Source organism: Paenibacillus sp. G34 (assembly GCF_056856875.1).
Genome location: NZ_CM166469.1, coordinates 1,449,250 through 1,474,459 on the forward strand (window position 1 = coordinate 1,449,250; position 25,210 = coordinate 1,474,459).

The window sequence follows — 25,210 nt, forward strand, 5'->3', positions numbered from 1 at the left end:
ATCCGAAGTTTGTGTGACAAATCTTCAGCTTGAACTTATATAGAGCAAAAGGGCATAACAATCTGCACTTGATCATTTTATAGAAGTAAACGCTTTATTTTTTGAAAGATCAGGGTAGTCCGGCTTGTAGCGAGGCTTCCATAAGTTGAAGGGGGATGGCAGACTTGGATCGACGTTTGTTGGAGGAGGGACTTGCGACAATTGCTTCCAGTCGGGAACGTACAGGAGACTTGTGGCATGCCCATTATGGAGCAGGGGCGATTGCAGCTTATTTTTGGGTACGGGAAAATCGTCTCACGGCTCTTGCCGCTGGCAGCGTTACCGCCGAAGCGAAAGCGATGCTTCGCCAGCATGGAACCCGTAACGACCAGACTGCTTCATCAAATGAGCGTATGCCGCTGGAAGAAGCCGAGATGCGTATTACAGATGCACTGGAGCGGACGATCGGTGAATTGCACTGGGTGGGACACCAAGCTATCTATGGTGCCATTAGCCTCAAAGCCATTCGTGAATTGGAAGGATGGGGCACAGCAGAAGAGATTGAGCAAATTGCTCAATTAATTGAGTCGTTTGAACGTACGATTCCGGGGAGATCCTGGGTGAATACAACCGTGAAAGAGATTCGCCGGATGCATCTGGACGAGAAAGACGGTTTCCCTGAGATTCTGCATCCCATTCAGTTGTCTCAGTTGATTCTGGAGGAGTTGGGGGCTTTTCGCACGATCTATCAGGCGGAGGCACATCATGATCTGATCGGCCACATGCTTACCTACGGACATGCGCTAAATATGCTTTATGAGCTGGGTTACGCCGCTCTGTTCTATAAAGGCATTCCACCTTTTCTAATAATGGTAAAAGCTTTGCGGCTGGGCCGTGATATGGATGGGATGCAGGAGGATGCTACATTGCAATCCCCTGTTGATGTGCTTCCATTAACACAAGCTGAGCGTTCACGTGCGCTGCCACATGAATTGGAATACTGGCTGACAGATCACCGATGCCGTGACTGGTACGGCGGGCATGTGTTCAAATTCCCGTTCAGTTTCTACCACCATGCCAAAAATGGAGAGGCTATGCCTGAAATTTGGGAGAATTTCCGTTATATTATTGCGTAGGAAGTATAACGAACATGTCACGTTCTATACAATGTATATGTATCGGGTAAACCTTACGATATGAATGTTCCATTACTCAGAATCAATGCGTCATTAAATCAAGCACTTGTCCAAGCGGCAGGTGCTTTTTCGTCATTTCCATTTCCTCGCGTAAAATCAAGCGTTAAATCGGCGTAATTCATCCGCAACACCGTCAGCGTGAGGGGGAAAAGACGGTAAGATGATATTATCGGATCAGAAGCAAGGGAAGCAATGTGCAGATTGCAGGATATAGAAAACAGAAAGTTGCTCTCCCAGGAGGATCAGGCTAGCAAGAGATGTTTTTTTCCAAACGGTGATTGTGACCTTGCTCTGTCCGGGTATTGAAGAATATCAAAAACAGGAGGCTACATGATATGAAAACAGTATTGTATGTTCCACTCGACGACCGTCCGGCGAATCTGGACGACGTAATTGTACAAGGGAAAGCAGCCGGTCTTCACATCGTCACACCCAACCTGAAGGATATCAAGAACCGGTTGGATACGGAAAAAACAACCGACGGCACTACACTTCTCGGCACTTCTACACCCATTTACGGGAATTCATCCAAGATTTATGATTTTATTGTTAAACATGCAGCAAAGGTAGACGGCTTCATTATTTCTACAGATATGCTTGCTTACGGTGGACTCATCGGCAGTCGTCAGCTTCGAGAAGACGGCGGGGGAACGTATCCCGCATATGATGAACAAACCACTCATTTGCTGGATCTCATTCGTAGTCTCAAAACAAAGTACCCACGCAAACCGTTGTTTGTGATGGATACCATCATGCGGCTTGCAACGACTTCATTTGCAGATGGCTTGGCACTGGATGCGTATAATGAATCCCGGGCTCTGATGCAGCAACCACGCCAGACCTTTACGGAATTTGAAGATATTATTCAAGGATATAACGTTTCTCCAGATGGAGTACAGTATGGAGAAACCACTTATTTTGATAAACAGAAATACTACAATACAAGACAGCATAAGTTCAAAACCAATCGTTACATTCTGGATCAGTTGGCACGTACGGGATATATTGATTTCCTTGCTGTTGGTGTGGACGATGCCAATACCCAGGGGGTTCAGATTAATGAGATCAAGTATGTCGAGGCACGGATCAACGAATGGCTGGGCGGTACGGATGGGCAAAATCCGGATCGTGCGATCATTTTACCGGATGCAGACGGTTTGGGACATGCTTTGGTCGCTCGAATGGCGAATCAGCTGTTCAGCGGTGGAGCGAGAACGAAATATGGTGTGAAGTATTACGGGCCCCACGGCTCGACGATCATCAACACCTATGAATATATGGATGTACACCAAAATGTGGTGCATCACGTTGATATTGTCGGTGGTATTTTGATTGAGGATACAGCAGATTCCGCAGTGGATATGGAGATCATCGCCATTACGGCATTGGATCAGGTACAGGCGGCGGTAGAGCGTTTGGCAACGAATGGGGAGCAGGGGCTGCCTTCGATTCTGATTGATTTTGTGGGTAAAGGACCCGCGAATGTTGATGTCGCTGAAGCATTGCTGAATAGTCCCTATACCGGACGAGTGCTTGGTTACAGTGCCTGGAATACACCTGGGAACAAAATCGGGCTTGCCGTTGGTATGGCGCAATCGAGATTTGCGCTGATCACTACGGAAAAGCATGAACATAAGTTGCGGGATGCGATGAATGCACACGGCTCGCTGCTGTTCAAACGGTTCCTGAAGGACTACAGCTACAAAGCAGTAGCCATTGCCGATGTTCGCACCTATTCACGTGCACATGCACTGTATACCAATGTGGCAACACTGGCGGATCAGAATATGGTGCTGTTTAATTCGGAAGAAGATTATGTTCATCTGCAAAGTTTGCTGCGCGACCTCATGCAGACGCATACCGCTGAACTCGCAAGTAAACCGGCTTTCGGGCAGGGAAATCCAGCAATCCGGCAGATCTGTGACGGGCAGCTAACGTATTCAACTTACAACGGTGCGCTGCTGGAATATAACAACCCTGATTTCATCTGGGGACGTGCATTTGAGATTACGCTGAGTCCGCAGGTGAGAATGAACTAGATTGGAGTCGTCTTTTTTCCGCCCAAGTGCCTTCTTTATTCGCGCACAAGTCAACCGAATCACCGTCCGCGCTAGGAAAAAAAGGCTGTAAGATTGTATTATCGGATCAATTGCAAAGGGACGCACCGAAAGCACATACGCTAATGTACAGACCAGCCAAGCGGGCTGGTCTTTTTCATGCGGTGAAGTTGTCCTTGCATTGATCCGGTATACACCTGAATTGCGGATAAAAGGGGGAGTCCCGACCTGTCGCATGGTTGCTGCACCATCGGGGCAGAAATCACTTTTGCAGCGGAAGGGGGCGAAAGGAATGTGTCTATGAGACATGAAATGAACACTGACACAAGCAATAAAATGAACAATGCGCAGAGCCAAGAAATTAACAATGCTGTATCAGAGACTAGGCTGAGCACACGTATTAAAAAGACGTTAAAGCAGAAGCTCACAGCTCTTGTACCTGCCTGGGAAGGCCGAGTGCAGGATATTCCTGCTTCGGGTGAAGTGCTGTCTGATCCATGTGCAGTGATTGCTTTTGCTGAAGAAGTACCAAAGTCAGCCTGGGCAGGGTATCGGCGGATCATCAAGATTTCACCATATGCCCGATCCGAAGACGGGGGCGCAGCGCAGGTGGAGGTCTGGTCAGCACTGTTGATTGCAGGCTTGCATCAGGTGCGGCTGGAAGATGAGGAAGGTGGAGGTTTTACTTGTCTCTATCTGGGTTCAACGGACAATGATCGTGTGGATAGCGGATCGGGTATGGTTACGCGCAGTTTGCGTTTTGGTGTATACGTTCCCGAACCACCGCAAGGTGCCGCCGGGAATGTTGCGGTCATGCGTGATCCTTGGCTTGATGCATTGCAGCTTTGGACAGCAAACGAGTTAAGCACGGACTGGTCAGTGTATGTCAATAGCTGGCCAGGCGGGTATAAGATGCCGTCTGTACTGTGGCGTTTAAGCGGCTTAAGTACAGCTGTAGCAGGAACATCGGCGCTTGAAGTGCGCAAACAGTGGATCGGGCATGTTCTCACCGAGGATACAGGTCTGACAGATCAGACGACAAGCCATCTGGTCCAGCAACTGGCGCTACAATCGCGAATTCCAATGACTCAGGTGGGGAGCGAAAGTAATGAAGCTAGCGCAATCGACGAAAGACATACACGTTATGCCACAGTCGATGAGGCCACAGCCGATATGCAAGCAGATGCGTATCTGAATGGACAGATTCGTCTGACGCTGACACAGCGAATACGCCGTCCCGTTTCCAATGCACCACTTATGCGTGAGATTCACCATAACCAAGGAATACAGTAAAACATCTTTAGTTCAACTTATATTTTATGTCTTTGAAGTTAACCAACGAGGTGAGAAAAAGATGGCAAGTTCAGTGAAAAAAGATGTGCCGGTTCCCCCGCAATATACGCGGGCTGAACTGATGAATCATTCGGTAGCCCTCTTTGCTGTAAAGGCAGAGGTGCTGGCTGGTGCGCTGCATGAAATGGCGCAGCAGACGTTTTCCATTGAAGAAGTACAGGTAAGAATCAACCAATTTTTGAAAGCGAAGGTGAACCAATAATGGCAGGTGGAACTTGGGAACAATCAAATCGTCCGGTCCTTCCGGGTTTGTATATGAATTTTCAGGCGGCGGCGTCTTCGGCAATTCAGGCAGGCAGTCGTGGAACGGTTGTTGTGCCGGTGAAGGCAAACTGGGGTCCTGTGGGCACGTTTGTGGAAGTGAGCAGTGAAACAGCGATTGAACGTACGTTTGCGGCGAACGCACTGGACAACGGTACGGCTTATACGTCTTTGAAGCTGGCTTTGCTCGGCGGACCGAAGAAGCTGCTCGCTTATCGGGTGGCAAGTTCGGCAGCCAAAGCAGCTACGTTGACGTTAAAGGATAGTGGCGGTGCGGATGTGTTGCAGCTTGATGCGAAGTATCCGGGTGACCGCGCCAATGGATTCTATGTGACGATCCAACCGGGTGTGATTGATAATACGAAATTTGAAGTGCGTCTGTTTGAAGGCAATCGGATGTTATATGCGCTCTTGACGTCAGATGTTACGGCAGCAGCTCTTGCAAAAGGGATCAATGCCGATGAGCAAAACCTCTGGATCACCGCGCAGGCGATTGGAGATGGGACAGGCGAGGTTACGAACGTATCGGGTGCGGCTTTCAAAGGCGGCGTAAGTGGCAATGATGCCCTGACGAATGCAGAGTACATTGCTTTGCAGGGCGCGCTGGAAGGGGAACAGTTTGATGTTCTCGCTCTGGATCATGCGCCGGATGCAGCGTTGCTTGCCAGCTTTGCGGCATGGGTGAAACGGGTGCGTAATGAAGGTAAGCCAGTCATGGCTGTCTTTGGCGGCTCCGCAGCAGATGATACTTCTGCAACGGCAGCTCAGAAAGCGTCAGCTCGTTCCCTTACGCTGAACCATGAAGGTGTAATTAATGTGGGTACGGGCGTACGTTTGGGCGATGCGTTCTATAGCTCCGCACAGACCTCAGCTTATGTAGCTGGCCTCATCGCCGGACAGCGCCTGAATGAATCCACGACATATGCGGCAACCCCGTTCGATGATGTAACACGCCGCTGGACGCGTGCTGAACAGGAGCAGGCTGTACAGAATGGCGTATTTATTTTCTTCCACGACGGACGCCGGGTGAAAGCGCTTCGTGGTGTGAATACGCTTGTCACGCCTGCTGCCGGACAGAATAATGCATGGAAAAAAATCCGTTCAATCCGGGTCATGGATGCGATCAATACGGATTTGCAGCGCTCCGCAGAAGATACGTACATCGGCAAGGTGAACAATACCGAAGAAGGTCGTCAGGCACTGATTGGTGTAATGAAGGCCTATTTGGCGTTGCTCGCACAGAGTAATGTTATCGAAGCCGAAGGATATGATGTCGTGCTCGACCCTGCGTATTATGGCGCTGCACCTGTGCTGAAACCGGAGGCGGATCAGGTATTCCTGCAATGGAATGTGAAGCTGACGGATGTGATGGAGCAGTTGTTTGGTACGTTTTACGTGCAATAAGGAGTTGGCCTGAAAGAAAAAGGGCAGGTAGCAATAGAAAGCTTTTTAAAATAAGGAGGAAATATACATGTTGGATGCGTCAAGAGTAATTCTCGGTACTCACGGTCAGCTGCATATGGACGGAGTGTGGCAGACAAACATTAACAAGTTGGAGGCCAGCGTAGAGATTGAGAAGCGTGAGCTGAATCTGGTCGGCAACGATTGGAAAGTTCACAAAAATGGTGCCAAAAAAGGAACCGGTACGATGACGGGATACAAGGTCACGTCCGATATGATCCAGCGTGGATTTGCTAAATTTCAGATTATCTCCAAGCTGGACGACCCGGAATCATACGGACATGAAAGTGTGCTGCTGAAAGGTTGTATGGTAGATAAGATTCAGCTGGCCAACTGGACGGCGGGCGAGGAAGTGCCGGAAGAGACTGGTTTTACGTTTGAAGGTTTTGAGTTGCTGAATCCGATTGTAGCGAACTAAGTTTTGTAGCGGGATGATATTGTCATGAATCAATGCGGATAAGGACATCGATTGAGGCCGGGAATCTCTCGGTCTTTTTGGTGTCTTGCACTATTCGTCAGATACGAGGAAGCAGTATCACATAAGAAGATAAATGTGAAAACACAAAGGAGATTTTAACCGATGAGTATGAACGAAAATTTGTCTGAAGAACAAATTTTGGATCAGTTGTTTGAAGCGGCGGAACGTCTGCCAGAAGAAAATGTACGTATCCAGCGTCTGGATCTGCTGCTCACCTTGCGTGGATTGACGTCCTCCAAAGTGGATCAGATTCGCGAGCGTTGTACGATTCGCAAAACGACAAAAGGTCGCACCGAGGAAAAGGTGGATACCGAAACGTTTAATGCCCTGCTGATCTCCGAGGCCACGGTGAAAATGAGTGTACGCGGGCTGGAACTGTCCGGTTGGGGAGACAACCGCATCACAGGACGCATGAAATTGTCTGGTGGGGAGCAAGCGGTACGACGGATGTTGCTGGCTGGTGAACTGGATGCGGTTGGTGATAAAGTGCTTGAATTATCCGGCTTCGGCGTGGAGATCGAAGACCTAAAAAACTGATTCACTCCGGCGGGATGACCACGTTCCTGTATCATATGTGGGTGCGTCACCATCTCCGTCCCGGAGAGTTCTGGTCTTTGCCACGCGGGGAGCGCTCGCTGTTGCTTGCTTTCTCGGAAGAAGAGATGGCGGCGTTAAGTGCTCAAATAAATCGATAAACACAACAGGCAGGAGGTGAAAAAATGGCAGAGTTGATTATTGGGTTATCCGAGTCCAATACACAAATGAAGACGACGCTTCGTTACCTTGATCAGATTCAACGCTCTACGGATCGCTTGAACCGGGTTCGTTATCAAGGATTGATCAAAGTAAACAATGAGCTGAGAATGACTGGTCGCAGACTGGAAAGTATCTACAGTACCGCTGTCCGCCTGAGCCGCTTGCGGATCACACCGAGAATCGGATTGGATGATCAGCTAAGTCCGGCTTTGGATCGTGCATTGATCAAACTGAACAGCTTCCGTAATCAGCTCGTGAAGGCCTCAGGAACAGTGTCGGTTGAGGTAAAGCAGAAGGTTGAAGTGGCGATGGGGAAAATGATCCCGGCGAGTGCCTCTTCCATGTCCGTTGTGATTGGGAGCAACAATACCTATACAACGATTAATAATGTGGCTAAAGAAGAGGATAAGGCATGGTGGGAAAAAGGACTTCAATGGTTAGACACAGGATTAAATATTGCTAACAATGCTGGTGATTTATTTGATAAGGGTATAAAAGTGAAAGATTGGTGGACTGGTCGAAAAGATAAAAAGAACAAAGCTGCTAATCCAGGCGAACCAGTTGGAAGATTTAGACGAATAGAGCTAAAGGATAAACCATTAGCAACTCCTACACCCAAAATACTAACAGATACCTCCGACCGTGCTTTTAAACAAGCATTAAGAGATTCAAAAGCCGGTAAGAACGAAGCTGGGAGACTTACTTCTTCCTCATCTCCTAAGCCTCAACTAATTACTGACACTTCGGATCAGATGTTTCAAAAAGTTTTGAAAGATTCGAAATATGCAACGAACAATGGTGTTGGAAAATCTAAGTTTAGCTCCGGTCTCATGTCCTCCTCACCAATGGGAATGTCGAATCTCTTTTCGGGAGATGGCATGTTAGGCAAGTTGGGTGGTGGCTTTGCCAAAGGGGCCAAGAGATTGCTTGGTCCAATCAGCATGTTGGCAGATGTCGCTAATATCGCGAGTGCACCTGCCGAGGAACGAGGCCGTGCTGTCGGTAACATGATTGGCGGAACGGCGGGTACGGCGATTGGTAGCGCCATTGGCAGTTTTATTTTGCCGGGGATCGGTACGGTTATTGGCGGTGCAGTTGGTGGTTGGGCTGGTGGTGAAGTAGGAGGCTGGATTGGGGATAAGGCCAAGGATATCGGTAACTTTGTATCCAATGCCTCGGAAGGGTTAGGTAACGCGTTATCGGGTGCTGCTGACTTCGTCTCTGAGAAAACAAAGAGTCTCACGGAGGGAATTTCTAATTTCTTCGGTCTTGGTTCGAACAAAGAAGAGCAGACTACTCCGGCTGCAACAGTTGCTTCAACCCCTTCCGTACCTCCGGCACCGCAGATGCCGCCACCATACAGGCCAGAATTTCTATCGATCACCGGACCCGAGGCCTTTATGAACAATCGATTTGGTTCATCAACGGCTGCGGGGCTTGCAGGAACAAGTCTGATGCAATCCCAAGCGATGGCACTAACTCAAACGGGGCAGCAGAGCGGTAAATCATCACCGCTCACAGTGCATATTTCGGAAGAACAGATGGGCAGTCTGGCAGGTTACCTTAAGGATTTCAAAACGGAAACGACGAACCAGATCGCTGTAAATATTGCGCCAGGTACGGTACAGGTGACTGTTCGTGAGAACGCTATTGATTATGATGTAGTTTCTCAACAGGTGGGGCAACGGATTGCAGGTGAGTTCCGCCGCGCGATGCAAAATCGCAAAACGATTATGGCCTAAGCAGAAAGGAGGCCGCAGATATGGCTGTACTTCAAGATGAGGTTCATACAGCGAAAATGGAATTTACGTTGAAAGACGGTAGCACTTCGTTTCAATTCCCCGTGAATCCGGAAGAAGTCAACATTTCCAGGTCCAAAGGGTACGAAACGATTAACATGCTGGAGCATGGCGAGTTTGATTTTGCACAAGGGGAGAAGGTGAAGGAGATCACCTTCTCTTCTTTTTTTCCCAAAGAATATGACGAGTCCTATTGTACGGTGACGGACATTCCTGATCCACGCGTGGCAATGAATGTGCTGAACACCTTCCTCATCTCCAAAAAGCCGCTGCGTTTCATCATCGCGGGAACCGGAGTGAATGTACCCGTGTTTCTGATTTCGCTCAATTCGAGCTTTCGCGGCGGGGAGACGGGCGATATTTATTTTGACCTGACCTTGCGAACGTGGCGTGATTCCAAAGTCGAGAAGGTGGGTTCGGGTGCTGCTGCGAGCAAGTCCGGTTCTCGTACCGATCTGAAAAAAAGTAGCAAGACGTACACCGTCAAAGCCGGGGATTCCCTATCCAAAATAGCCAAGCTGGAGCTTGGAAACAGTTCCAAATGGAACGAGATTTACAAGCTCAACGCCAAAATCATCGGCAGTGATCCGAACCGGATCAAGCCGGGGCAAAAGCTGGTGATGCCATGACCTACAAGGTCATTGTCGATGATAAACATGACATTACCAAGCTGGTAGAGACGATTACGCTGAAGGATTCGCTCGACCAGATCGCCTATCAGGCGAACATCCGGCTAGCCGTATCGGCATCTTCGGGTTTACCTGCGATTTCACCGGGCATGGTGGTGCGGATCAGCGGGGTTCCTTTTGGCGAAAAATCGATGGTGCATCTTCTCCATCCAGCGGTCATTTGGGAAGCGGAAAGCTCCAATAGCGGTACCAAGCGTTTGTCCCTCACGATCTACGACCGAATGATTTATCTTGAAAAATCAGAGGATGAATTCCTGTTTCCCAAGGATCAGACGGCAGCACAGCGGCTCAAAGCGTACGCCAAGGAATGGAAAATCCCCCTGACTACTCTGCCGGAGATCAAGACCAAGCTGGGGAAGGCGGTCTATCGGTCGCAGACGATTTTTGCGATGATGTTGGCCGATTTGAAGGAAACGGCCAAGTCCGGGGGAGATATGTATCATCCGCGCATGACGCCAGGCGGGCTGCAATTGTTCAAGGTAGGCAGTAATACAAAGGTGCACGCGCTGGATCGGCTAATCGATCTGACACAGATGCGGACGCTGGAAGGCGCAGTTACGAAAGTAAAAGTCATGGCAGCTTCTGACTCCGGTGGTAATGGCAAAGAGGTGCCTTCGAAAGTACTGGCAATTGAGCAGGGGGATACAGAGCAGCTAGGTACACTGCAAAAACTGATCGAGGACGATCAGGTAAAAACAGCGGCAGCCGCGAAGAAGCTGGCAAAAAGCAAGCTGACAGGCATTCAGGAGACGTTTACGATCTCGGCCCCGGATATCAATACGATTCGCGCAGGAGATGCGGTCATGCTGAAAGGCCTGAAGCTGATCGTCATGTCTGTTAGCCGGGATCTGTCAGCTGGGCCGGGCACGATGATGCTGGAGCTGGGCACGGCGGAGCTGGTGAAAAGGAGGTTTTACCTTGAATAAAGAAGATCCGTACGGGCAGTTTGCCGATGTGATGCGGGGAGCGATGAGCACACATTCCCGTCAGGCCGTGAGCGGTATGGGCGCAGTGCTGGGTACGATCACGGCGTCCGGTGTGAAGCTGGACGATTTCAAGCACGAAGTGCAGGACTATCTCGTGGCCGAGCTACCAGGCACGCTAGGATTGCCGGAGCGTGAGCAGGCTGGAGCGATTTCCGGGATATCTGACGTGGCAGACGGCGGTACGACGGGCACGGGACGGTTTCTTTTGCAAAAGGGGGAAGTGGAAGAAGCGGTCTGGTCTTTGGGCAAAGGATTGAAAGCCGGAGATCGCGTGCTGGCGATGCGGGTGAATGGCGGTAACGATATTGTGGTGCTGTGTAAGGTGGTGAGTGCGAATGCCTAGTTTGTTTCCGGAAACGGGTATGGTCTGGGGAGATGAGGAGAACCTGTCGGGTGCGGCTTCGGAAGAAGTGCGTTTTGGGCGAAGCTGGCGATTCGATTATAATGCTGGTGATTTTGTGCTGACTCCAAGTGGCAAAGTGGCTACGGCAGACGCGCATGAAGCGTGGGTGCAGTGGTGTATCAAAGCAGTAAAAACCCCGCGGTACAGACATGTGATCTACTCTCGCGACTACGGTTCGGAACTGGAGGATCTGGTCGGTCAGGGGGATAGCCGTGGTGTGATGGAAAGTGAGATTGCCCGAATGGTGACGGAGACACTGCTGGTTGATTCGCGTACGGATGCGGTGGACCAATTTACGTTTGATTGGGACCGGGAGCAGTGTGTGTTTACGTGCCGGGTGATGAGTGTGCAGGATGAGATGTTTATTCTGGAAAGTGAGGTGATCTGACGGGATGGCTGAGATTCCGCGTTATTTGGAGGACCAGACGGAGGAACAGATTATGCAGCGCATGCTGGATCGTCTGCCCGCGGATCTGGATAAATCGGAAGGATCGTTTCTGTGGGATGCGGAGGCCCCGGTAGCTTTTATGCTGTCCGAAGCGGCGCTGTGGGCGCAGGAGCTGCTGCGGCGCGGATTTGCCAGTACGGCGGCGAGCCGTGATCCGAATTTTCGTTCGGAGGAGCTGGATTTGCGGGCAGGGGAACATGGCATTACACGCCGGGCGGCGGTAGCGGCACAGGGCAACGTGAAATTTACGGGTGAGCCGGGGAAAGTCGTGCCAGCAGGTACGGTTGTAGCTACGCTCGCAGACGAAGTGTCTGGTGAAGCATCGCTTGAATATGAAACGGTGGGCCGTGTGGAGCTGGATGAGAATGGTGTGGGGAGTGTAGGTGTGCGTGCGCTTGTTGCTGGAAAAGAGAGCAATGTACCCGCAGGCACGTTAACCGTACTGTCTACACCAGTAAGCGGCGTGACGTCTGTGGTGAACACGGACGTTATCAAGGGCGGTGCGGACATCGAAGCGGATACCGCGCTGCTGGAGCGCTTTTATGCCAAAGTCCGCAATCAGGGTACAAGCGGCAACAAGGCACAGTATGTGCAATGGGCCAGTGAAGTGCCGGGCGTCGGGGCAACGCGAGTAATCCCGCTATGGCAGGGGCCGGGAACGGTCGGGCTGTATCTGCTGGATACGGACAAGCGTGCTGCGGGATCTGATCTGGTGGCAGCGGTGCAAAAGTACGTTGATCCAACGCAGGATGGACAAGGCGAGGGCGTTGCCCCGGCTGGCCCTGTGGTGACGGTGATGCCCGCAGAGGAAGTGCCGATGAACATTCAGGTGAAACTGACCTTGGCAAGTGATGCCACGCTGGCGGATGTCCGGGCATTAATCGAACGCGGGGTGACCGCGTATTTGAAGCAGCTTGCTTTTGCCGACCCACTTGTTCGTTACACGCGTATTGCCGCAATCCTGCTCGATATTCCGCCGATTATCGACTATTCGGAGCTGACCGTGAACGGTGTAAGCGACCAGAATATCGAGATGACCGCCAGCCAAGTGGCTGTGCTGGGGACGGTGGATGTGCATGAGTAGTGTGAGGGGTGCAGTCGACAAGATGGATGGACAGGTAGTGGTAAATGTGATGGGTTCCCTGGTGGAGAAGCTTGACAGAGCCGAGGCAGCTCCGGGGCTAGGATTAAGTTATTTCCGGGCGCAGCAGTCCCGTGAGCTTACCTCTTCCTTGAATGGAAATAGAAAGGAGGACACAGGACATGAGTGCTCCTTCTGCAGTATATGCTGGACTGACGAGTGAGAAGGGTAGGGAGCTGTTCTCGTATTTGCCCCAGTATTATGAGACTTCACGTGTTATGCAGGCCGATATGCAAGCTAAAGGTAGCGAGATGGATCTGCTGTATCAGGCTCTGAATGAGACGTTGGAACAGTTTTTTGTCCGCACAGCGACCTGGGGGATGGATTACTGGGAGCAGGAGCTTGGTATTGAGACAGATCGTCTCAAACCTGTGAACCAGCGGCGTGCCGTGGTGGAGTCGAAGCTGCGCGGGGCAGGCAAGTTTTCGGGAAGACAAGTTGTAAACGTGGCTGAAGCCTATGCTGGGGGCAAGGTGGATGTAAAGTTCCAGCCGGAAGGGTGGAGCTTTACGGTGAGTTTTGTAGACACCATGGGCATTCCGCCCAATATCGATGATCTGAAACGAGCCATCGATGAACTAAAACCGGCCCATATGGCCGTGGAATATAAATACCGTTATTTGGTTTGGGACGACCTAGACAACAAACAGATGACATGGGATGAACTCGATGCCGCGTCCTTGACGTGGAATGAACTGGAGGTGTGGGCGTAATGCCAAAAGAAACTGATCGACTGAAGCTACCTCTACCCTTGGGGAATGAGAATGTAACCCGGGAGAGTATTAACGGAATTTTTGAAAAGATTGATGCAGGTGTGGCGACCCGTGAATCCATCCTTATACCTGCGGAATCGGATCTCAATAGCTATATTACAGAAGGGGAATATTATTGCCCAACGAATGCCACAGTAGGAACTTTAGCTAATTCTCCAGTAGGCGTAGCCTTTCATTTGACGATAGAAAAACATGCTGGTGTGGTCCAGACTCTAACAACCTTTGAACCGAGTAACTTACAAGTTTTTCAAAGGAACTACTATGTCGGATGGGGGCCGTGGAAGAAGGTACCTTCAAGGGATGAAATTCAACAGCTGCAGGAGGATCTCCAAAATGCAGCCATCCCACCTGCATCATTGACTGAACCGGGGATAGTACAGCTGTCCAACAAGACGGACGGCACGTCCGAGACGGTGGCGGCGACGGAGAAGGCTGTAAGGGATGCAAGCGTGATATCCACTTCACAAGCAACAACAAATGCTAAAACCTATACTGATAATCAAATTAGTCAGGTTGCTAAGTCATTGAATCTATTTTCTGCAGCTGTCCGTTCATCCAATAACACTTACGTATGCGCTTTTAATTCCACACAATCTGTTGTTAATGGATTTTCTTTTAAATTACAGTTTAATGTGACTAATTCCTTAGCAAATGTAGCAACGTATCTGCAAATTAATGGAACAAACTATCAACTTAGAGCGGAGCATTTCAAAAACTTTACTTTACCAAACAACTATTTAGATCCGACCGTAGTTTATGTGGCTACTTACTTAAGCTCTATTAGCGCTTTTGTGATAAACGAGGTTTCGAGAGATGCGGATTTACGTGGAGGTGAAGTTACAGTTAGAGTTGGTAAGAACAGTTCTACGGCTCAGTTTGCGACTATACAAGGTGCAGTGGACTTTCTTAAGAAGTTTAATGCTGGAGTTAGAATAATAAAAGTAGAGAATAACAGCCCATCTTCTTATGAAACATTTGCAGAAGTTGTTATTGTTAAAGAATTCCATGGAGCTCCATTGTATTTCTCATTCGATCCTAGAATTAGACTTGAAGGATACTTTGACATTGATGATTGTAGTAATGAAATTTTAATTAATGGAAATTATCAAGTTCCACTAGAAATAATTAATTCAAATATTTTTGGAATATATGCACAAATATGCAGTAAATTGACTATATTTAATGTAAATAAAAACTCGGGAGCCGGATTTTTAAACGCAATTAGAGTTCCATCAATTTATATGCGTAGTTGTAAAATCAATAATCAATCAATGCCATTTGAGTTGTCTGATGGATGTATAGCCGTGTTTAGTAATATAAGTGGTTCTAATAACAATTTTGGTGGCAGATTATACGCCTCCATTTTAATGTTAGATAACTACACTGTAACAAGTTCCTCTATCAGTAAATCATACGGTGCTCAGGTTTTTCAGTGATTTTTTATAGAAAGGATAATTTAAATGAATGCATATTTTTTTGAGAATTCAACAAGGGAAATTATCGTTATTATTCGTGATATACAATATGTAGCGACAAACGAAATTAAAGGTGCAAATGAATCAGTTGTAATCCTTGACCCAAATGAGGATATCAAAAACTATATCGTGACAAATAAAGAATATTTAATGGGTGATAAGATCCCTATTAATGAGCCTGATTTCGTCAGTGATTACATTATAGAAACACCCGAAGAACGAATTAAAAGATTAGAGAGAATTATTAATTCCAGAGAGTTATATTGATTTTCAGTCCTATATATACGAATTTTGTTAAGGAGGTGAAACCATGGAGCGATGGGATACCCTATGGAAATGGGGGATTGCACTCATGAGCAGCTCGGCCTCCTATTTTTTTGGAGGTTGGTCTGGGGTGCTCGGTGTATTGCTGGTCTTCGTCATCTTTGACTACCTGACAGGCATCGCGGCAGCAGGGGTGACGGGCAAGCTTGAAAGTAATGTTGGCATGTTTGGGATCGCGCGAAAGGTATTTATATTTGCAATGGTATCGGTGGCTCATCTGGTGGACGGTGTTCTGGGAGACGGACATTTGTTCAGGGATGCGGTCGCCTTTTTTTATATCGCAAATGAGTTGCTGTCCATCATTGAAAATGGGGGCAAGCTGGGTGCTCCGATTCCGCCGGCCATTCGGCAGGCGATCGAGGTGCTGAAGGGGAAGGGAGGGGCTGGGGGATACCCCGGCACCTCCCCGGATCCTGCCAAGGACTCCTTTCCTCGTAACGAATCGAATGAAACAGAAACAGAAACAGAGCCAACGAAAGATAATGGGAAGATGCCTTAAAACTTCGATAAGGGGCACGCAAAAACTTCAATAAGGGACACGCACACAAGCAGCTTTTAACCCGTCCGCATTAACTATATATAAACAGAAACTAGCCGCATAAAGGGTGTGAGAAATTTGCAAAATAGAACCCCGGGCAACACGCAGGGTATTGATGTCTCCAGATACCAGGGCAATATCGACTGGGTCAAGGTGAAGGCAAGCGGCATGACGTTTGTGTTTATCAAAGCAACTGAAGGGCGGACATATATCGATCCGAATTTTCAGAAAAATGTAAATGGTGCGCTGGCGGCGGGCATGATGGTGGGAACCTATCATTTTTTCCGCGGAACGTCTGTTGAGATTGCGAAGGCGGAAGCGGCGCATTATGCCAATATGCTAGACCAAATCGGGGGCGCCAAAACGCTGCAATTGCCACCGGTGATGGACTACGAGAACAATCCCGGCAATCTGAGCAAAGCCCAGATGAATACGGTGGCCAAAGCCTTTTTAACCGAATTGCAGCGTCTGACAGGTGTGAAACCGATCATATATACAGGCAACTCGTTTGCAGCCAATTTCGATACTTCGTTGGGTTCCTACGATCTCTGGATCGCGCGATACAGCAATACGCGTGTGCCTGATGATCAGCCAGCGTGGAAGCGCTGGACGTTCTGGCAATATACGGACTCGGGCAAGGTGAATGGCATCAGCGGCAATGTGGATATGAATGAATTCGAGGGGAGTGCGGCACAGCTCCGAGCCAGATATGCAACGGCTGCTCCAACCCCAAATCCGACGAATCCAACCGTACCAAACAATCCTGCGAATCCAACAGAGCCAAACAATCCGTCGAACCCGAGCACACCTTCGAATCCTTCGAACCCGAATCCGCCAACTGTACCACCGAAAGGGGGCGAACCGATGACAGCCGAAGAGAAAGCCGCGTTTGATGCGCTCAAAGCACAGGTTGAGCGTTTGCAGGCACGTCAGTTGATGGAAGTACCTGTCTGGGCGAAAGCTGCTGTAGATGCCGCACTGGCCTATGACTCCAAAAACCCGCTTTTCAGTATTGATAATGGAGCAAGCTACGATTTTTATCGTTTTATCACCGTGATGCACCGTAGAGGTTTGTTTAAAAAGTAAACTTTCGTATAACTTAATAGAACTGATCTAAAATGTATGGAGTAAACAGCGAGGAACACGGACGATTATTGTCGAGTTGTGTTCCTTTTTTGTACATAATGTCATTAATACTGACGCGTGTAATAAAGTTGAAGACGTATGTCTGTAAATCCCTTGTCTATTTGGTAAATGTGATGTAAAGTAAGTTACACGAAAATGTTTTTCACCACGATTTAATACACAAACCTCCTCATCATGACAAAACCATAACATAGAAAGTTATTGTAGCGTCGATCTATTCAATTCTCTTATTCTTTTTCTACCCGTAAATGATCAAATCTATCTTACACCTCATGAAGACAAACTAACTCACTCACGAAACGAACGTACAACGCTAATGTTGGTGATCTATCCTTCTACCCATTCAAAGGCAAATTGGCTGTTTCGAATTGACCTTGGTTCAAATACATGGTTCTCACTAGCTCTGCGATCTGTTGATCCGGGCTGTGTTCAATCGTTTTATACTTACAGTACGATCTCACTCTTCTAATTCACTCGTTTCAAACATTCTCAACACTATAAAGCAGGTATCACAGGCATATAAAGCCTTTAATAGATGATACAAAAATTTAAATAATTACAACCAGGGATTATCTGATGACTAGCTATTTGTTGAACGATTCATTTACACAAAAACGGAGAGGACAGAAAAAACTGGAGAAGTGAAGCTAAAAGCTTTCTGCAAGAAAGCTACATCGGAAGAATAAGCCTCGCCTTTATCACCGGATTTCATCTGAGGACAAAGAGAATCAAAAAAAATCTGGGGATAACAGCGATTGAAAGTTGTTCTGTCATCGGAGTGCCTGTGTAAATCAATTTTAGTTCAAATTAGATAGCTTCAGCATCGCCACCACATCATCGCACACACTGCCAGAGTTGCCGTTTTTTCACGCAATCATCACACACATTATGAGACAGGGAAGGGTGTTGTACGTATGCGAATGAGAAAAAAATGGATGTCCGGTTTACTGACTTTGGCACTGAGTACCGTACTTGTGTTATCTGGTTGTTCCAGTAGCAAGGAAGGCGGGGAAAATACGCCAGCACCTGCGGAAGGAAATGATCCTCCAACAGAGGCGGCTGCCCAGGATACGATGATCATGGGACGTGGCGGAGACTCGGTTGCGCTTGATCCTTCAATTGTTACCGATGGGGAATCTCTGAAGATTGGGCATCAGGTGTTTGATTCGCTGCTCGATTACAAGGAGGGTGAAACCGAAGTTGTTCCGGGACTGGCCGAGAGCTGGGAGATTTCTGCGGACGGGTTGAAGTATGTGTTTAAGCTGAAATCCGGGGTGAAGTTCCATGACGGAACGGACTTTAATGCGGATGCCGTTGTGTTCAATTTTAATCGCTGGAGTGATCCGGCAAGTGAATATAAATTCGAAGGCGATTCCTTCGACTACTATGATTCCATGTTTGGGCCAGAGGGGAGTCGGGTGATCAAGGAAGTGAAGGCGCTCGATGAATCGACAGTCGAGTTTACCCTGAGCAAGCCGCAAGCTCCTTTCCTGCAAAATATTGCGATGACCCCGTTTGGCATAGGAAGCCCGGCAGCGATTCAGGAGAAAAAAGAGAATTTCAAAAGTGAGCCTGTAGGCACCGGTCCATTTGTATTCAAAGAGTGGAAGCGGAACGACTCGATTACACTGGAGAAAAACGCAGATTACTGGAGGGAAGGTTTCCCGAAGCTAAACAAGGTGATCGTGCGCTCCATCCCGGATAACACCGCTCGTTTCAATGCATTGCAGAATGGCGAGATTGATATTATGGAAGACCTGAACCCGGATGATCTGAGCATTCTCGAGAGCAATAGCGAATTGCAGAAGATCGAACGTCCACCGTTCAACGTGGCGTATATCGGATTTAATTTCAAGAAAAAGCCGTTTGATAACGTGAAAGTCAGACAAGCCCTCAACCATGCGGTGAACAAACAAGCCATCATCGATGCGTTCTTTGCCGGACAGGCGAAGCCTGCGGTGAACCCGATGCCACCAACGCTGTGGGGTTACAATGATGAGATTGAAGATTACGCCTATGATCTGGAAAAGGCAAAAGCATTGCTGGCCGAAGCCGGCTTCCCTGACGGATTGCCTGATCCGGTAACATTTTATGCGATGCCGGTATCCCGACCGTACATGCCAGATGGCAAGAAAGTAGCCGAAGCGATTCAGGCTGATTTTGAGAAAATTGGTGTCAAAACAACGATTGAATCTCCCGAGTGGGCGACCTATCTGGAAGATTCCAAAGCCGGAGAGAAGGACGATCTCTACATGCTCGGCTGGACAGGGGACAACGGTGATCCGGACAACTTCCTGTATACGCTTTTGGACAAAGACGCCATTCCAGGCAACAACCGTAGTTACTACGTAAACGAGGAACTTCACACATTGCTTACGAAAGCACAGACAGAGACGGATCAGGACAAACGTGCCGAACTGTACAAGCAGGCTCAGATCATCATCAAGGAAGACGCACCTTGGATTCCACTTGTGCATACGACACCGATTCTGGCCGGGAAAGCGAGCCTGAAAGGGTTTGTCACTTCTCCGCTGGGAACCGAATCGTATGTGGGAGCTTATTTTGAATAAACATTGGTGAGAGAACGTTGCTGCAAAAGTATATAACCGCAAATATAACGCGCTGGCGGACATGACTTGCTTGGCAGAATCTGCATCCGGAATTTACTATCCAAAGCATACGTGTTCGCTGGTGCTTTTTCTCTTATCTGAAGATCTGAAATGGATGTGCACGATACGTTTAGGGCAGGTGATCTGGAAATGAACAGCTATATTGTCAAACGTGTGCTGGTACTGCTGCCCGTTCTGCTGGGCATGACGTTGATCGTTTTTTCCATCATTCATGCAATACCCGGCGATCCGGCCGAGACGATTCTGGGGCAAAAAGCAACGGAACAGTCCAAGCAGGCTCTAAGGGATCAACTTGGACTGGATAAACCCTGGTTCCAGCAATATTTCGCCTATTTAGGCGATTTGCTGAAAGGGGATCTGGGCACATCAATTCGCACGAAGGTGCCTATTGCCCAGGAAATCGTACCTTATCTGACAGCGACACTTGAACTCACGATGGCGAGTATGTTGTTTGCCGTCATTATTGGCGTCAATGCAGGGATTGTCAGTGCATGGAAGCACAACTCCTGGTTTGACTACTGTTGCATGGTGATTGCGCTTGTCGGTGTATCGATGCCGATCTTCTGGCTTGGCTTGATGGAGCAATGGTTGTTTGCCAACAAACTGCAATGGTTACCGTCCATTGGACGGATGAACGCGCGTGATCCCGTCGATGCGATTACAGGTTTGTATGTGCTGGACACGATGCTTGCAGGACGCTGGGATCAGCTGTGGACGGTGACAAAACATCTGATTCTGCCAAGTGTGGCGCTGGGAACCATCCCGATGGCTGTAATCGCCCGAATGACACGTTCCAGCATGCTCGAAGTGATGAGTTCCGATTATATTCGTACCGCCAAGGCGAAAGGATTGGGGCCGTTTTTTGTCGTATACGGACATGCACTGAAAAATGCATTTATCCCTGTGCTGACCGTCATTGGTATTCAGACCGGATCGCTGCTGGGCGGCGCGGTGCTGACGGAAACGATTTTTGCCTGGCCGGGTGTAGGGCGTTATATATATGAAGCGATTAGTTCAAGGGACTATCCTGTGATTCAGAGTGGAATCCTGATCGTGGCTTTCTTTTTTGTGGTCATCAACCTGATTGTCGATCTGCTCTACGCGGTGTTTGATCCGAGGATCAGTTATAAGTAGGGAAGATGTAGGGAAGATGTAGGGAAGATGTAGGGAAGATGTAGGGAAGATGTAGGGAAGATAGAGTAGAGTAGCAATTCGAAACAACCTGTGATACAACGATGAAGCCCTGGTGACTCGTTTATTCTTCTGTGGAATCAATCTGTTTGTCTTTCATTATATATGTTCAGCAAAGGAGAACCTGTATGGCCAAATTGTCGACTAATACCGGGCAAGCCGTTGACACAGTAAACGTAAGCAATTCAGGGACCTGGCGTGAGGCGTGGAGGACTTTTCGGGGGAATCGGCTTGCCTTGGCAGGCTTGATCATTATTGTTTTCTTTATCGTACTGGCCTTCCTTGCCCCCTATATCGCTCCCTATGATTACAAAGAGCAGGTGCTGCAGGATCGGCTTCAAGCCCCTTCGACGGAGCATTGGTTCGGAACGGATGACCTGGGTCGGGATGTGTTCTCCCGGGTGATACATGGCGCACGAATTTCGCTCTGGGTTGGATTTTTCTCGGTGATTGGTTCCATTATTGCAGGAGCGTTGCTGGGACTGGTTGCCGGGTTCTATGGAAAATGGGCTGATATGCTTATTTCACGTCTGTTTGATATTTTACTGGCATTTCCGGGCATTTTGCTGGCGATCGCGATTGTTGCGATTCTGGGTCCTTCTTTGCAAAATGCGTTGCTCGCCATTGCAATCGTGAATATTCCAACGTATGGACGGTTGGTACGGTCACGAGTGCTCAGTTTAAGGCAGGAAGAATTTATTACTTCCGCGCGCACACTGGGAGCGGGGAACGGGCGCATTTTGTTTCGGCACATTTTACCGAATAGTCTTACACCGCTAATCGTGCAAGGGACACTCGGGATAGGTACAGCGATTATTGAGGCGGCAGCTCTTGGGTTTCTAGGTATGGGTGCGCAACCCCCGGACCCAGAGTGGGGCAAAATGCTGTCGGACTCCCGCCAGTATATCCAAAAAGCGCCTTGGACGCTTATTTTTCCAGGTCTGTCCATTATGCTGACCGTGCTTGGTTTCAACCTGATGGGCGATGGCTTGCGCGACACCCTTGATCCCAAGATGGTGAAAAAGTAAAACAGAACATCTCGGATTTATTAGACACCTCCCTAGGTGTTCGTTGGGAATCATAACGATCCTGAGGAACCTTATTTTGTGATTTCCCGGATATTTCCCAGGCTAACGATCACCATAGAGCTTATGTATCGAGAATTTTAAGGATTACCCAAAATATTGCCGAATATCATTAAATAACGTTCCTGGAGATCGTTAGAATGGGAAATACCTCAAAAAGGCTTCTTTAACGTCTCTCATGATCGTTAGCGCCTTCGGCCGTTAGACTGATGTTTTTATTCACACCATTTTGCTATTCAACTCCTTGCGGTATCGAACGTTTCTGATTGTTGATCAACTCGTCTCGTTTTTGTACACCGTCACGAGCTTTAATTCGAGGCGGTTTTTTTGTGTTGCTGCAGCGAGTACGTTACACTGAGATAGAGCATGTGGTTCGAGCTGATTGCCGTCAAGCAGTGCAAGCAATGAGCATTGGGAAATAGGTTTAGGCGAAAGGTCATCCAGACGGAGCTGGGGCATCATTTTACTAATTAAAATCAATCATTTTGTTAAAATAAGCCTCTTCGTATTGACACCCAATTTTCCCATATGTTATATAAAAAGAAGGGTTTAGCACTCTGGTTATTCGAGTGCTAACAGAGTGGCGAATATACACCAGTACATATGGAATGGTTCTGTTGAACATATGGCTATGCTATGCAACGATTCGGAAATCGAATGTCTACCTTGCAGCGCAGCTTGCCTTTATTTTCAACCGATCATTCGATACCCAAATTCGAAAGGAGCACTTCATTCATGGCGATTAAAAAAGAATTTCAGGCAGAATCCAAACGTTTGCTGGATATGATGATCAACTCCATTTACACCCAAAAGGAAATTTTCCTCCGAGAGCTGATCTCCAACTCCAGTGACGCCATCGACAAAATATATTACAAAGCTCTAACCGACGATATGCTCGTCTTCAACAAAGAAGACTATTTCATCAAACTTACAATCGACAAGGAAAACCGTACACTCACCATCACCGATACCGGGATTGGTATGACGCAGGAAGAACTGGAGAACAACCTGGGCGTTATCGCGAAGAGTGGTTCACTGGCGTTCAAAAAAGAAAACGAAGCCAAAGACGGCCATAACATCATTGGCCAATTCGGGGTTGGTTTCTACTCGGCTTTCATGGTGGCGGACAAGCTTACCGTAACGAGTAAAACGCTGGGCAGCAACGAAGCATGGAAATGGGAATCCGAAGGTGCTGATGGTTATACTATTACACCTGCTGAGAAAGATACGGTAGGTACAGAGATCGTACTGACGATCAAAGAAAATACCGAAGAAGACTCGTATGACGAGTTTTTGGAAGAGTACCGCCTGAGATCGATCATCAAGAAATACTCCGACTTCATTCGTTATCCAATCAAAATGGATGTGACCAGCCAGCGTCCGAAGGAAGGCGCGGAGAACGAGTTTGAAGAATACAAGGAAGAACAAACGGTCAACAGCATGGTGCCGATCTGGCGTAAAAATAAAAGTGAACTGACCGAAGAAGACTATACCAACTTCTATATGGAGAAACGGTACGGTTTTGACAAACCGCTCAAACACCTGCACATTAGCGCGGACGGCGCTGTAGTGTACAATGCAATCCTGTTTATCCCGGAGAATACACCGTTTGACTACTATACGAAAGAGTATGAAAAAGGTCTGGAGCTTTACTCCAACGGCGTATTGATCATGGATAAGTGTGGCGATTTGTTGCCAGATTACTTTGGTTTCGTCAAAGGTATGGTAGATTCCGAGGATCTGTCTCTGAACATTTCCCGTGAGATGCTTCAGCATGACCGTCAACTTAGCCTGATTGCCAAAAATATTAAAAACAAAATCAAAGGCCAACTGCAAAGCCTGCTCAAAGACGAGCGCGAGAACTACGAGAAGTTCTATCAAGCGTTTGGTCGTCAACTGAAGTATGGTGTATACAGCGATTATGGCGCAAACAAAGACACATTGCAGGATCTGCTACTGTTCACATCTTCCAAAGAGAGCAAACTGGTGAGCCTGGACGAATACGTCTCCAGAATGCCGGAAGATCAGAAGTACATCTATTATGCTGCAGGTGAGTCCATCAGCCGGATCGAGAAGCTGCCACAGATTGAGGGTGTATTGGAAAAAGGGTACGAAGTGCTCTACTTCACCGACGATATCGATGAATTCGCGATCAAGATGATCATGAATTACAAGGAAAAAGAATTTAAATCCATCTCCAGCGGGGATCTGGGTATTGAAGACAGTGCCGATAAAGAAGAAACAGAAGCGCAGGACAATGACAATAAGGAATTGTTCGAAGCGATGCAAGCACAGTTGGAAGGCAAAGTTAAAGCGGTGAAAGCATCCAAACGCCTTCGCAGCCACCCGGTTTGTTTGTCCACCGAGGGTGAGCTGACAATCGAGATGGAGAAAGTGCTGAAGGCTATGCCGAACAGCGGCGATGTTCAAGCGGATAAAGTGCTGGAGATCAACGTGAACCATGATGTGTTCAAATCGTTGAAGGATGCCTTTGCGCAGGATAAAGAGAAGCTGAGCCTGTACACTAGCCTGCTGTATCACCAAGCGCTGCTGATCGAAGGATTGCCAATTCAAGATCCGGTGGAGTTTACGAACGATATCTGTAAAGTGATGGTGTAAGTCTGCTGAAGTTAAAACTTAATTTGAAGTCGACCCGACAGGAGTAAGTGCCTGCCGGGTTTTCTTTTATATGTAGCGTACCTCTCACTCAATGAACTAATGGAGCACAACTTGATTAACCTCCACTGCGTGCAGTTCCCAGCATGCAAGTGCCCTGCTTCAAGACAAGGGTGGTCAGTCACCACCTTACCTCAACCCGCATTGCTCTAACGATCTCCAGAGGCGCTATTTGGCTCATTTTAGTCCACTTTTTATTCTAACGATCCGTACGGACCTTATTTCCCTCAATTGCTTGACTTTTCTAGTTTTTTTGGCAGCTTTTAAGTGAAATAGCGTCTGTGGTGATCGTTAGAATCCGGAGGGCGTGAAGATAGCCCGATTAAGCTCTCTCAGGATCGTTAGCGCCGGGGAACGGGGATGGT

At 48.1% G+C, this 25,210-nt stretch carries 25 protein-coding genes; 24 read left to right on the forward strand and 1 reads right to left on the reverse strand.

All coding sequences use genetic code 11. The features are described 5' to 3' along the window. Positions 1-155 precede the first annotated feature (155 nt). The 23 genes from AC1VYS_RS06330 (at position 156) to nikC (ending at position 22,112) form a co-directional block, all read left to right on the forward strand. A complete protein-coding gene (locus AC1VYS_RS06330; RefSeq protein WP_482913497.1) occupies positions 156-1,115 on the forward strand; it encodes a hypothetical protein in 960 nt (319 codons plus the stop codon). 395 nt (positions 1,116-1,510) lie between these two features. Further along, positions 1,511-3,214 carry a DUF4127 family protein gene (locus AC1VYS_RS06335; protein WP_482913498.1) on the forward strand — a complete coding sequence of 568 codons (1,704 nt, stop codon included), beginning with the start codon at positions 1,511-1,513 and terminating at the stop codon, positions 3,212-3,214. Positions 3,215-3,544: 330 nt separating this feature from the next. Next, on the forward strand, positions 3,545-4,525 hold the full coding sequence (locus tag AC1VYS_RS06340; protein ID WP_482913499.1) for a hypothetical protein: 981 nt from the start codon (positions 3,545-3,547) through the stop codon (positions 4,523-4,525). Positions 4,526-4,586: 61 nt separating this feature from the next. Then, on the forward strand, positions 4,587-4,787 hold the full coding sequence (locus AC1VYS_RS06345; protein WP_482913500.1) for a YqzN/YkzM domain-containing protein: 201 nt from the start codon (positions 4,587-4,589) through the stop codon (positions 4,785-4,787). Beyond that, on the forward strand, positions 4,787-6,250 hold the full coding sequence (locus tag AC1VYS_RS06350; protein WP_482913501.1) for a phage tail sheath subtilisin-like domain-containing protein: 1,464 nt from the start codon (positions 4,787-4,789) through the stop codon (positions 6,248-6,250). The genes AC1VYS_RS06345 and AC1VYS_RS06350 overlap by 1 nt, the downstream gene beginning before the upstream one ends. A 67-nt stretch (positions 6,251-6,317) precedes the next feature. Further along, positions 6,318-6,725, forward strand: a complete 408-nt coding sequence (locus AC1VYS_RS06355; RefSeq protein WP_482913502.1) for a phage tail tube protein — start codon at positions 6,318-6,320, stop codon at positions 6,723-6,725. Positions 6,726-6,887: 162 nt separating this feature from the next. Then, positions 6,888-7,322: a phage tail assembly chaperone gene (locus tag AC1VYS_RS06360; RefSeq protein WP_090918338.1), complete on the forward strand. Its 435-nt coding sequence runs from the start codon at positions 6,888-6,890 to the stop codon at positions 7,320-7,322. A gap of 14 nt (positions 7,323-7,336) precedes the next feature. Next, positions 7,337-7,480, forward strand: coding sequence for a hypothetical protein (locus AC1VYS_RS06365; RefSeq protein ID WP_482913503.1), 144 nt, complete (start codon positions 7,337-7,339; stop codon positions 7,478-7,480). 24 nt (positions 7,481-7,504) lie between these two features. Further along, the gene (locus AC1VYS_RS06370) at positions 7,505-9,283 is read left to right on the forward strand and encodes a hypothetical protein (protein WP_482913504.1); all 1,779 of its coding nucleotides are present in this window, start codon (positions 7,505-7,507) and stop codon (positions 9,281-9,283) included. A gap of 56 nt (positions 9,284-9,339) precedes the next feature. Continuing rightward, on the forward strand, positions 9,340-9,969 hold the full coding sequence (locus AC1VYS_RS06375) for a LysM peptidoglycan-binding domain-containing protein (protein WP_482914930.1): 630 nt from the start codon (positions 9,340-9,342) through the stop codon (positions 9,967-9,969). Then, on the forward strand, positions 9,966-10,955 hold the full coding sequence (locus AC1VYS_RS06380; protein WP_482913505.1) for an XkdQ/YqbQ family protein: 990 nt from the start codon (positions 9,966-9,968) through the stop codon (positions 10,953-10,955). The genes AC1VYS_RS06375 and AC1VYS_RS06380 overlap by 4 nt, the downstream gene beginning before the upstream one ends. After that, a complete protein-coding gene (locus AC1VYS_RS06385) occupies positions 10,948-11,358 on the forward strand; it encodes a hypothetical protein (RefSeq protein WP_482913506.1) in 411 nt (136 codons plus the stop codon). The genes AC1VYS_RS06380 and AC1VYS_RS06385 overlap by 8 nt, the downstream gene beginning before the upstream one ends. After that, positions 11,351-11,806, forward strand: coding sequence for a DUF2634 domain-containing protein (locus AC1VYS_RS06390; protein WP_482913507.1), 456 nt, complete (start codon positions 11,351-11,353; stop codon positions 11,804-11,806). The genes AC1VYS_RS06385 and AC1VYS_RS06390 overlap by 8 nt, the downstream gene beginning before the upstream one ends. Before the next feature lie 4 nt (positions 11,807-11,810). After that, a complete protein-coding gene (locus AC1VYS_RS06395) occupies positions 11,811-12,950 on the forward strand; it encodes a baseplate J/gp47 family protein (protein ID WP_482913508.1) in 1,140 nt (379 codons plus the stop codon). Next, positions 12,943-13,170 carry a hypothetical protein gene (locus tag AC1VYS_RS06400; RefSeq protein WP_482913509.1) on the forward strand — a complete coding sequence of 76 codons (228 nt, stop codon included), beginning with the start codon at positions 12,943-12,945 and terminating at the stop codon, positions 13,168-13,170. The genes AC1VYS_RS06395 and AC1VYS_RS06400 overlap by 8 nt, the downstream gene beginning before the upstream one ends. Beyond that, positions 13,130-13,720 carry a YmfQ family protein gene (locus tag AC1VYS_RS06405; RefSeq protein ID WP_482913510.1) on the forward strand — a complete coding sequence of 197 codons (591 nt, stop codon included), beginning with the start codon at positions 13,130-13,132 and terminating at the stop codon, positions 13,718-13,720. Before AC1VYS_RS06400 ends, AC1VYS_RS06405 begins: the two co-directional genes overlap by 41 nt. Continuing rightward, positions 13,720-15,216 (forward strand): tail fiber protein, encoded by a 1,497-nt coding sequence (locus AC1VYS_RS06410; RefSeq protein WP_482913511.1) that lies wholly within the window; start codon positions 13,720-13,722, stop codon positions 15,214-15,216. The genes AC1VYS_RS06405 and AC1VYS_RS06410 overlap by 1 nt, the downstream gene beginning before the upstream one ends. 24 nt (positions 15,217-15,240) lie before the next feature. After that, on the forward strand, positions 15,241-15,522 hold the full coding sequence (locus tag AC1VYS_RS06415) for a hypothetical protein (protein ID WP_482913512.1): 282 nt from the start codon (positions 15,241-15,243) through the stop codon (positions 15,520-15,522). 43 nt (positions 15,523-15,565) lie between these two features. Next, entirely contained in the window at positions 15,566-16,078 is a 513-nt protein-coding gene (locus AC1VYS_RS06420) for a phage holin family protein (RefSeq protein ID WP_482913513.1), read from the forward strand. Between the two features lie 117 nt (positions 16,079-16,195). After that, a complete protein-coding gene (locus AC1VYS_RS06425) occupies positions 16,196-17,203 on the forward strand; it encodes a glycoside hydrolase family 25 protein (protein WP_482913514.1) in 1,008 nt (335 codons plus the stop codon). 980 nt (positions 17,204-18,183) lie between these two features. Beyond that, positions 18,184-19,833: an ABC transporter substrate-binding protein gene (locus tag AC1VYS_RS06430; RefSeq protein WP_482913515.1), complete on the forward strand. Its 1,650-nt coding sequence runs from the start codon at positions 18,184-18,186 to the stop codon at positions 19,831-19,833. A gap of 189 nt (positions 19,834-20,022) precedes the next feature. Further along, positions 20,023-21,027: an ABC transporter permease gene (locus tag AC1VYS_RS06435; RefSeq protein ID WP_482913516.1), complete on the forward strand. Its 1,005-nt coding sequence runs from the start codon at positions 20,023-20,025 to the stop codon at positions 21,025-21,027. Between the two features lie 185 nt (positions 21,028-21,212). After that, a complete protein-coding gene (nikC, locus tag AC1VYS_RS06440; protein WP_482913517.1) occupies positions 21,213-22,112 on the forward strand; it encodes a nickel transporter permease in 900 nt (299 codons plus the stop codon). 330 nt (positions 22,113-22,442) lie between these two features. Here nikC and AC1VYS_RS06445 read toward each other — a convergent pair whose 3' ends face one another. Continuing rightward, entirely contained in the window at positions 22,443-22,631 is a 189-nt protein-coding gene (locus AC1VYS_RS06445; RefSeq protein ID WP_482934488.1) for a hypothetical protein, read from the reverse strand. Positions 22,632-22,904: 273 nt separating this feature from the next. Between AC1VYS_RS06445 and htpG the strand changes: the two genes are divergently transcribed. Next, a complete protein-coding gene (htpG, locus tag AC1VYS_RS06450) occupies positions 22,905-24,788 on the forward strand; it encodes a molecular chaperone HtpG (RefSeq protein ID WP_482913518.1) in 1,884 nt (627 codons plus the stop codon). Positions 24,789-25,210: the final 422 nt, after the last annotated feature.

Excerpts from the sequence above, each read along its gene's own strand:
- AC1VYS_RS06330 (WP_482913497.1), top strand. The coding sequence starts at position 156 with ATGGCAGACTTGGATCGACGTTTGTTGGAGGAGGGACTTGCGACAATT.
- AC1VYS_RS06335 (WP_482913498.1), top strand. The coding sequence starts at position 1,511 with ATGAAAACAGTATTGTATGTTCCACTCGACGACCGTCCGGCGAATCTG.
- AC1VYS_RS06340 (WP_482913499.1), top strand. The coding sequence starts at position 3,545 with ATGAACACTGACACAAGCAATAAAATGAACAATGCGCAGAGCCAAGAA.
- AC1VYS_RS06345 (WP_482913500.1), top strand. The coding sequence starts at position 4,587 with ATGGCAAGTTCAGTGAAAAAAGATGTGCCGGTTCCCCCGCAATATACG.
- AC1VYS_RS06350 (WP_482913501.1), top strand. The coding sequence starts at position 4,787 with ATGGCAGGTGGAACTTGGGAACAATCAAATCGTCCGGTCCTTCCGGGT.
- AC1VYS_RS06355 (WP_482913502.1), top strand. The coding sequence starts at position 6,318 with ATGTTGGATGCGTCAAGAGTAATTCTCGGTACTCACGGTCAGCTGCAT.
- AC1VYS_RS06360 (WP_090918338.1), top strand. The coding sequence starts at position 6,888 with ATGAGTATGAACGAAAATTTGTCTGAAGAACAAATTTTGGATCAGTTG.
- AC1VYS_RS06365 (WP_482913503.1), top strand. The coding sequence starts at position 7,337 with ATGACCACGTTCCTGTATCATATGTGGGTGCGTCACCATCTCCGTCCC.
- AC1VYS_RS06370 (WP_482913504.1), top strand. The coding sequence starts at position 7,505 with ATGGCAGAGTTGATTATTGGGTTATCCGAGTCCAATACACAAATGAAG.
- AC1VYS_RS06375 (WP_482914930.1), top strand. The coding sequence starts at position 9,340 with ATGGAATTTACGTTGAAAGACGGTAGCACTTCGTTTCAATTCCCCGTG.
- AC1VYS_RS06380 (WP_482913505.1), top strand. The coding sequence starts at position 9,966 with ATGACCTACAAGGTCATTGTCGATGATAAACATGACATTACCAAGCTG.
- AC1VYS_RS06390 (WP_482913507.1), top strand. The coding sequence starts at position 11,351 with ATGCCTAGTTTGTTTCCGGAAACGGGTATGGTCTGGGGAGATGAGGAG.
- AC1VYS_RS06395 (WP_482913508.1), top strand. The coding sequence starts at position 11,811 with ATGGCTGAGATTCCGCGTTATTTGGAGGACCAGACGGAGGAACAGATT.
- AC1VYS_RS06400 (WP_482913509.1), top strand. The coding sequence starts at position 12,943 with ATGAGTAGTGTGAGGGGTGCAGTCGACAAGATGGATGGACAGGTAGTG.
- AC1VYS_RS06405 (WP_482913510.1), top strand. The coding sequence starts at position 13,130 with ATGAGTGCTCCTTCTGCAGTATATGCTGGACTGACGAGTGAGAAGGGT.
- AC1VYS_RS06410 (WP_482913511.1), top strand. The coding sequence starts at position 13,720 with ATGCCAAAAGAAACTGATCGACTGAAGCTACCTCTACCCTTGGGGAAT.
- AC1VYS_RS06415 (WP_482913512.1), top strand. The coding sequence starts at position 15,241 with ATGAATGCATATTTTTTTGAGAATTCAACAAGGGAAATTATCGTTATT.
- AC1VYS_RS06420 (WP_482913513.1), top strand. The coding sequence starts at position 15,566 with ATGGAGCGATGGGATACCCTATGGAAATGGGGGATTGCACTCATGAGC.
- AC1VYS_RS06430 (WP_482913515.1), top strand. The coding sequence starts at position 18,184 with ATGAGAAAAAAATGGATGTCCGGTTTACTGACTTTGGCACTGAGTACC.
- AC1VYS_RS06435 (WP_482913516.1), top strand. The coding sequence starts at position 20,023 with ATGAACAGCTATATTGTCAAACGTGTGCTGGTACTGCTGCCCGTTCTG.
- nikC (WP_482913517.1), top strand. The coding sequence starts at position 21,213 with ATGGCCAAATTGTCGACTAATACCGGGCAAGCCGTTGACACAGTAAAC.
- AC1VYS_RS06445 (WP_482934488.1), bottom strand. The coding sequence starts at position 22,631 with ATGATGCCCCAGCTCCGTCTGGATGACCTTTCGCCTAAACCTATTTCC.
- htpG (WP_482913518.1), top strand. The coding sequence starts at position 22,905 with ATGGCGATTAAAAAAGAATTTCAGGCAGAATCCAAACGTTTGCTGGAT.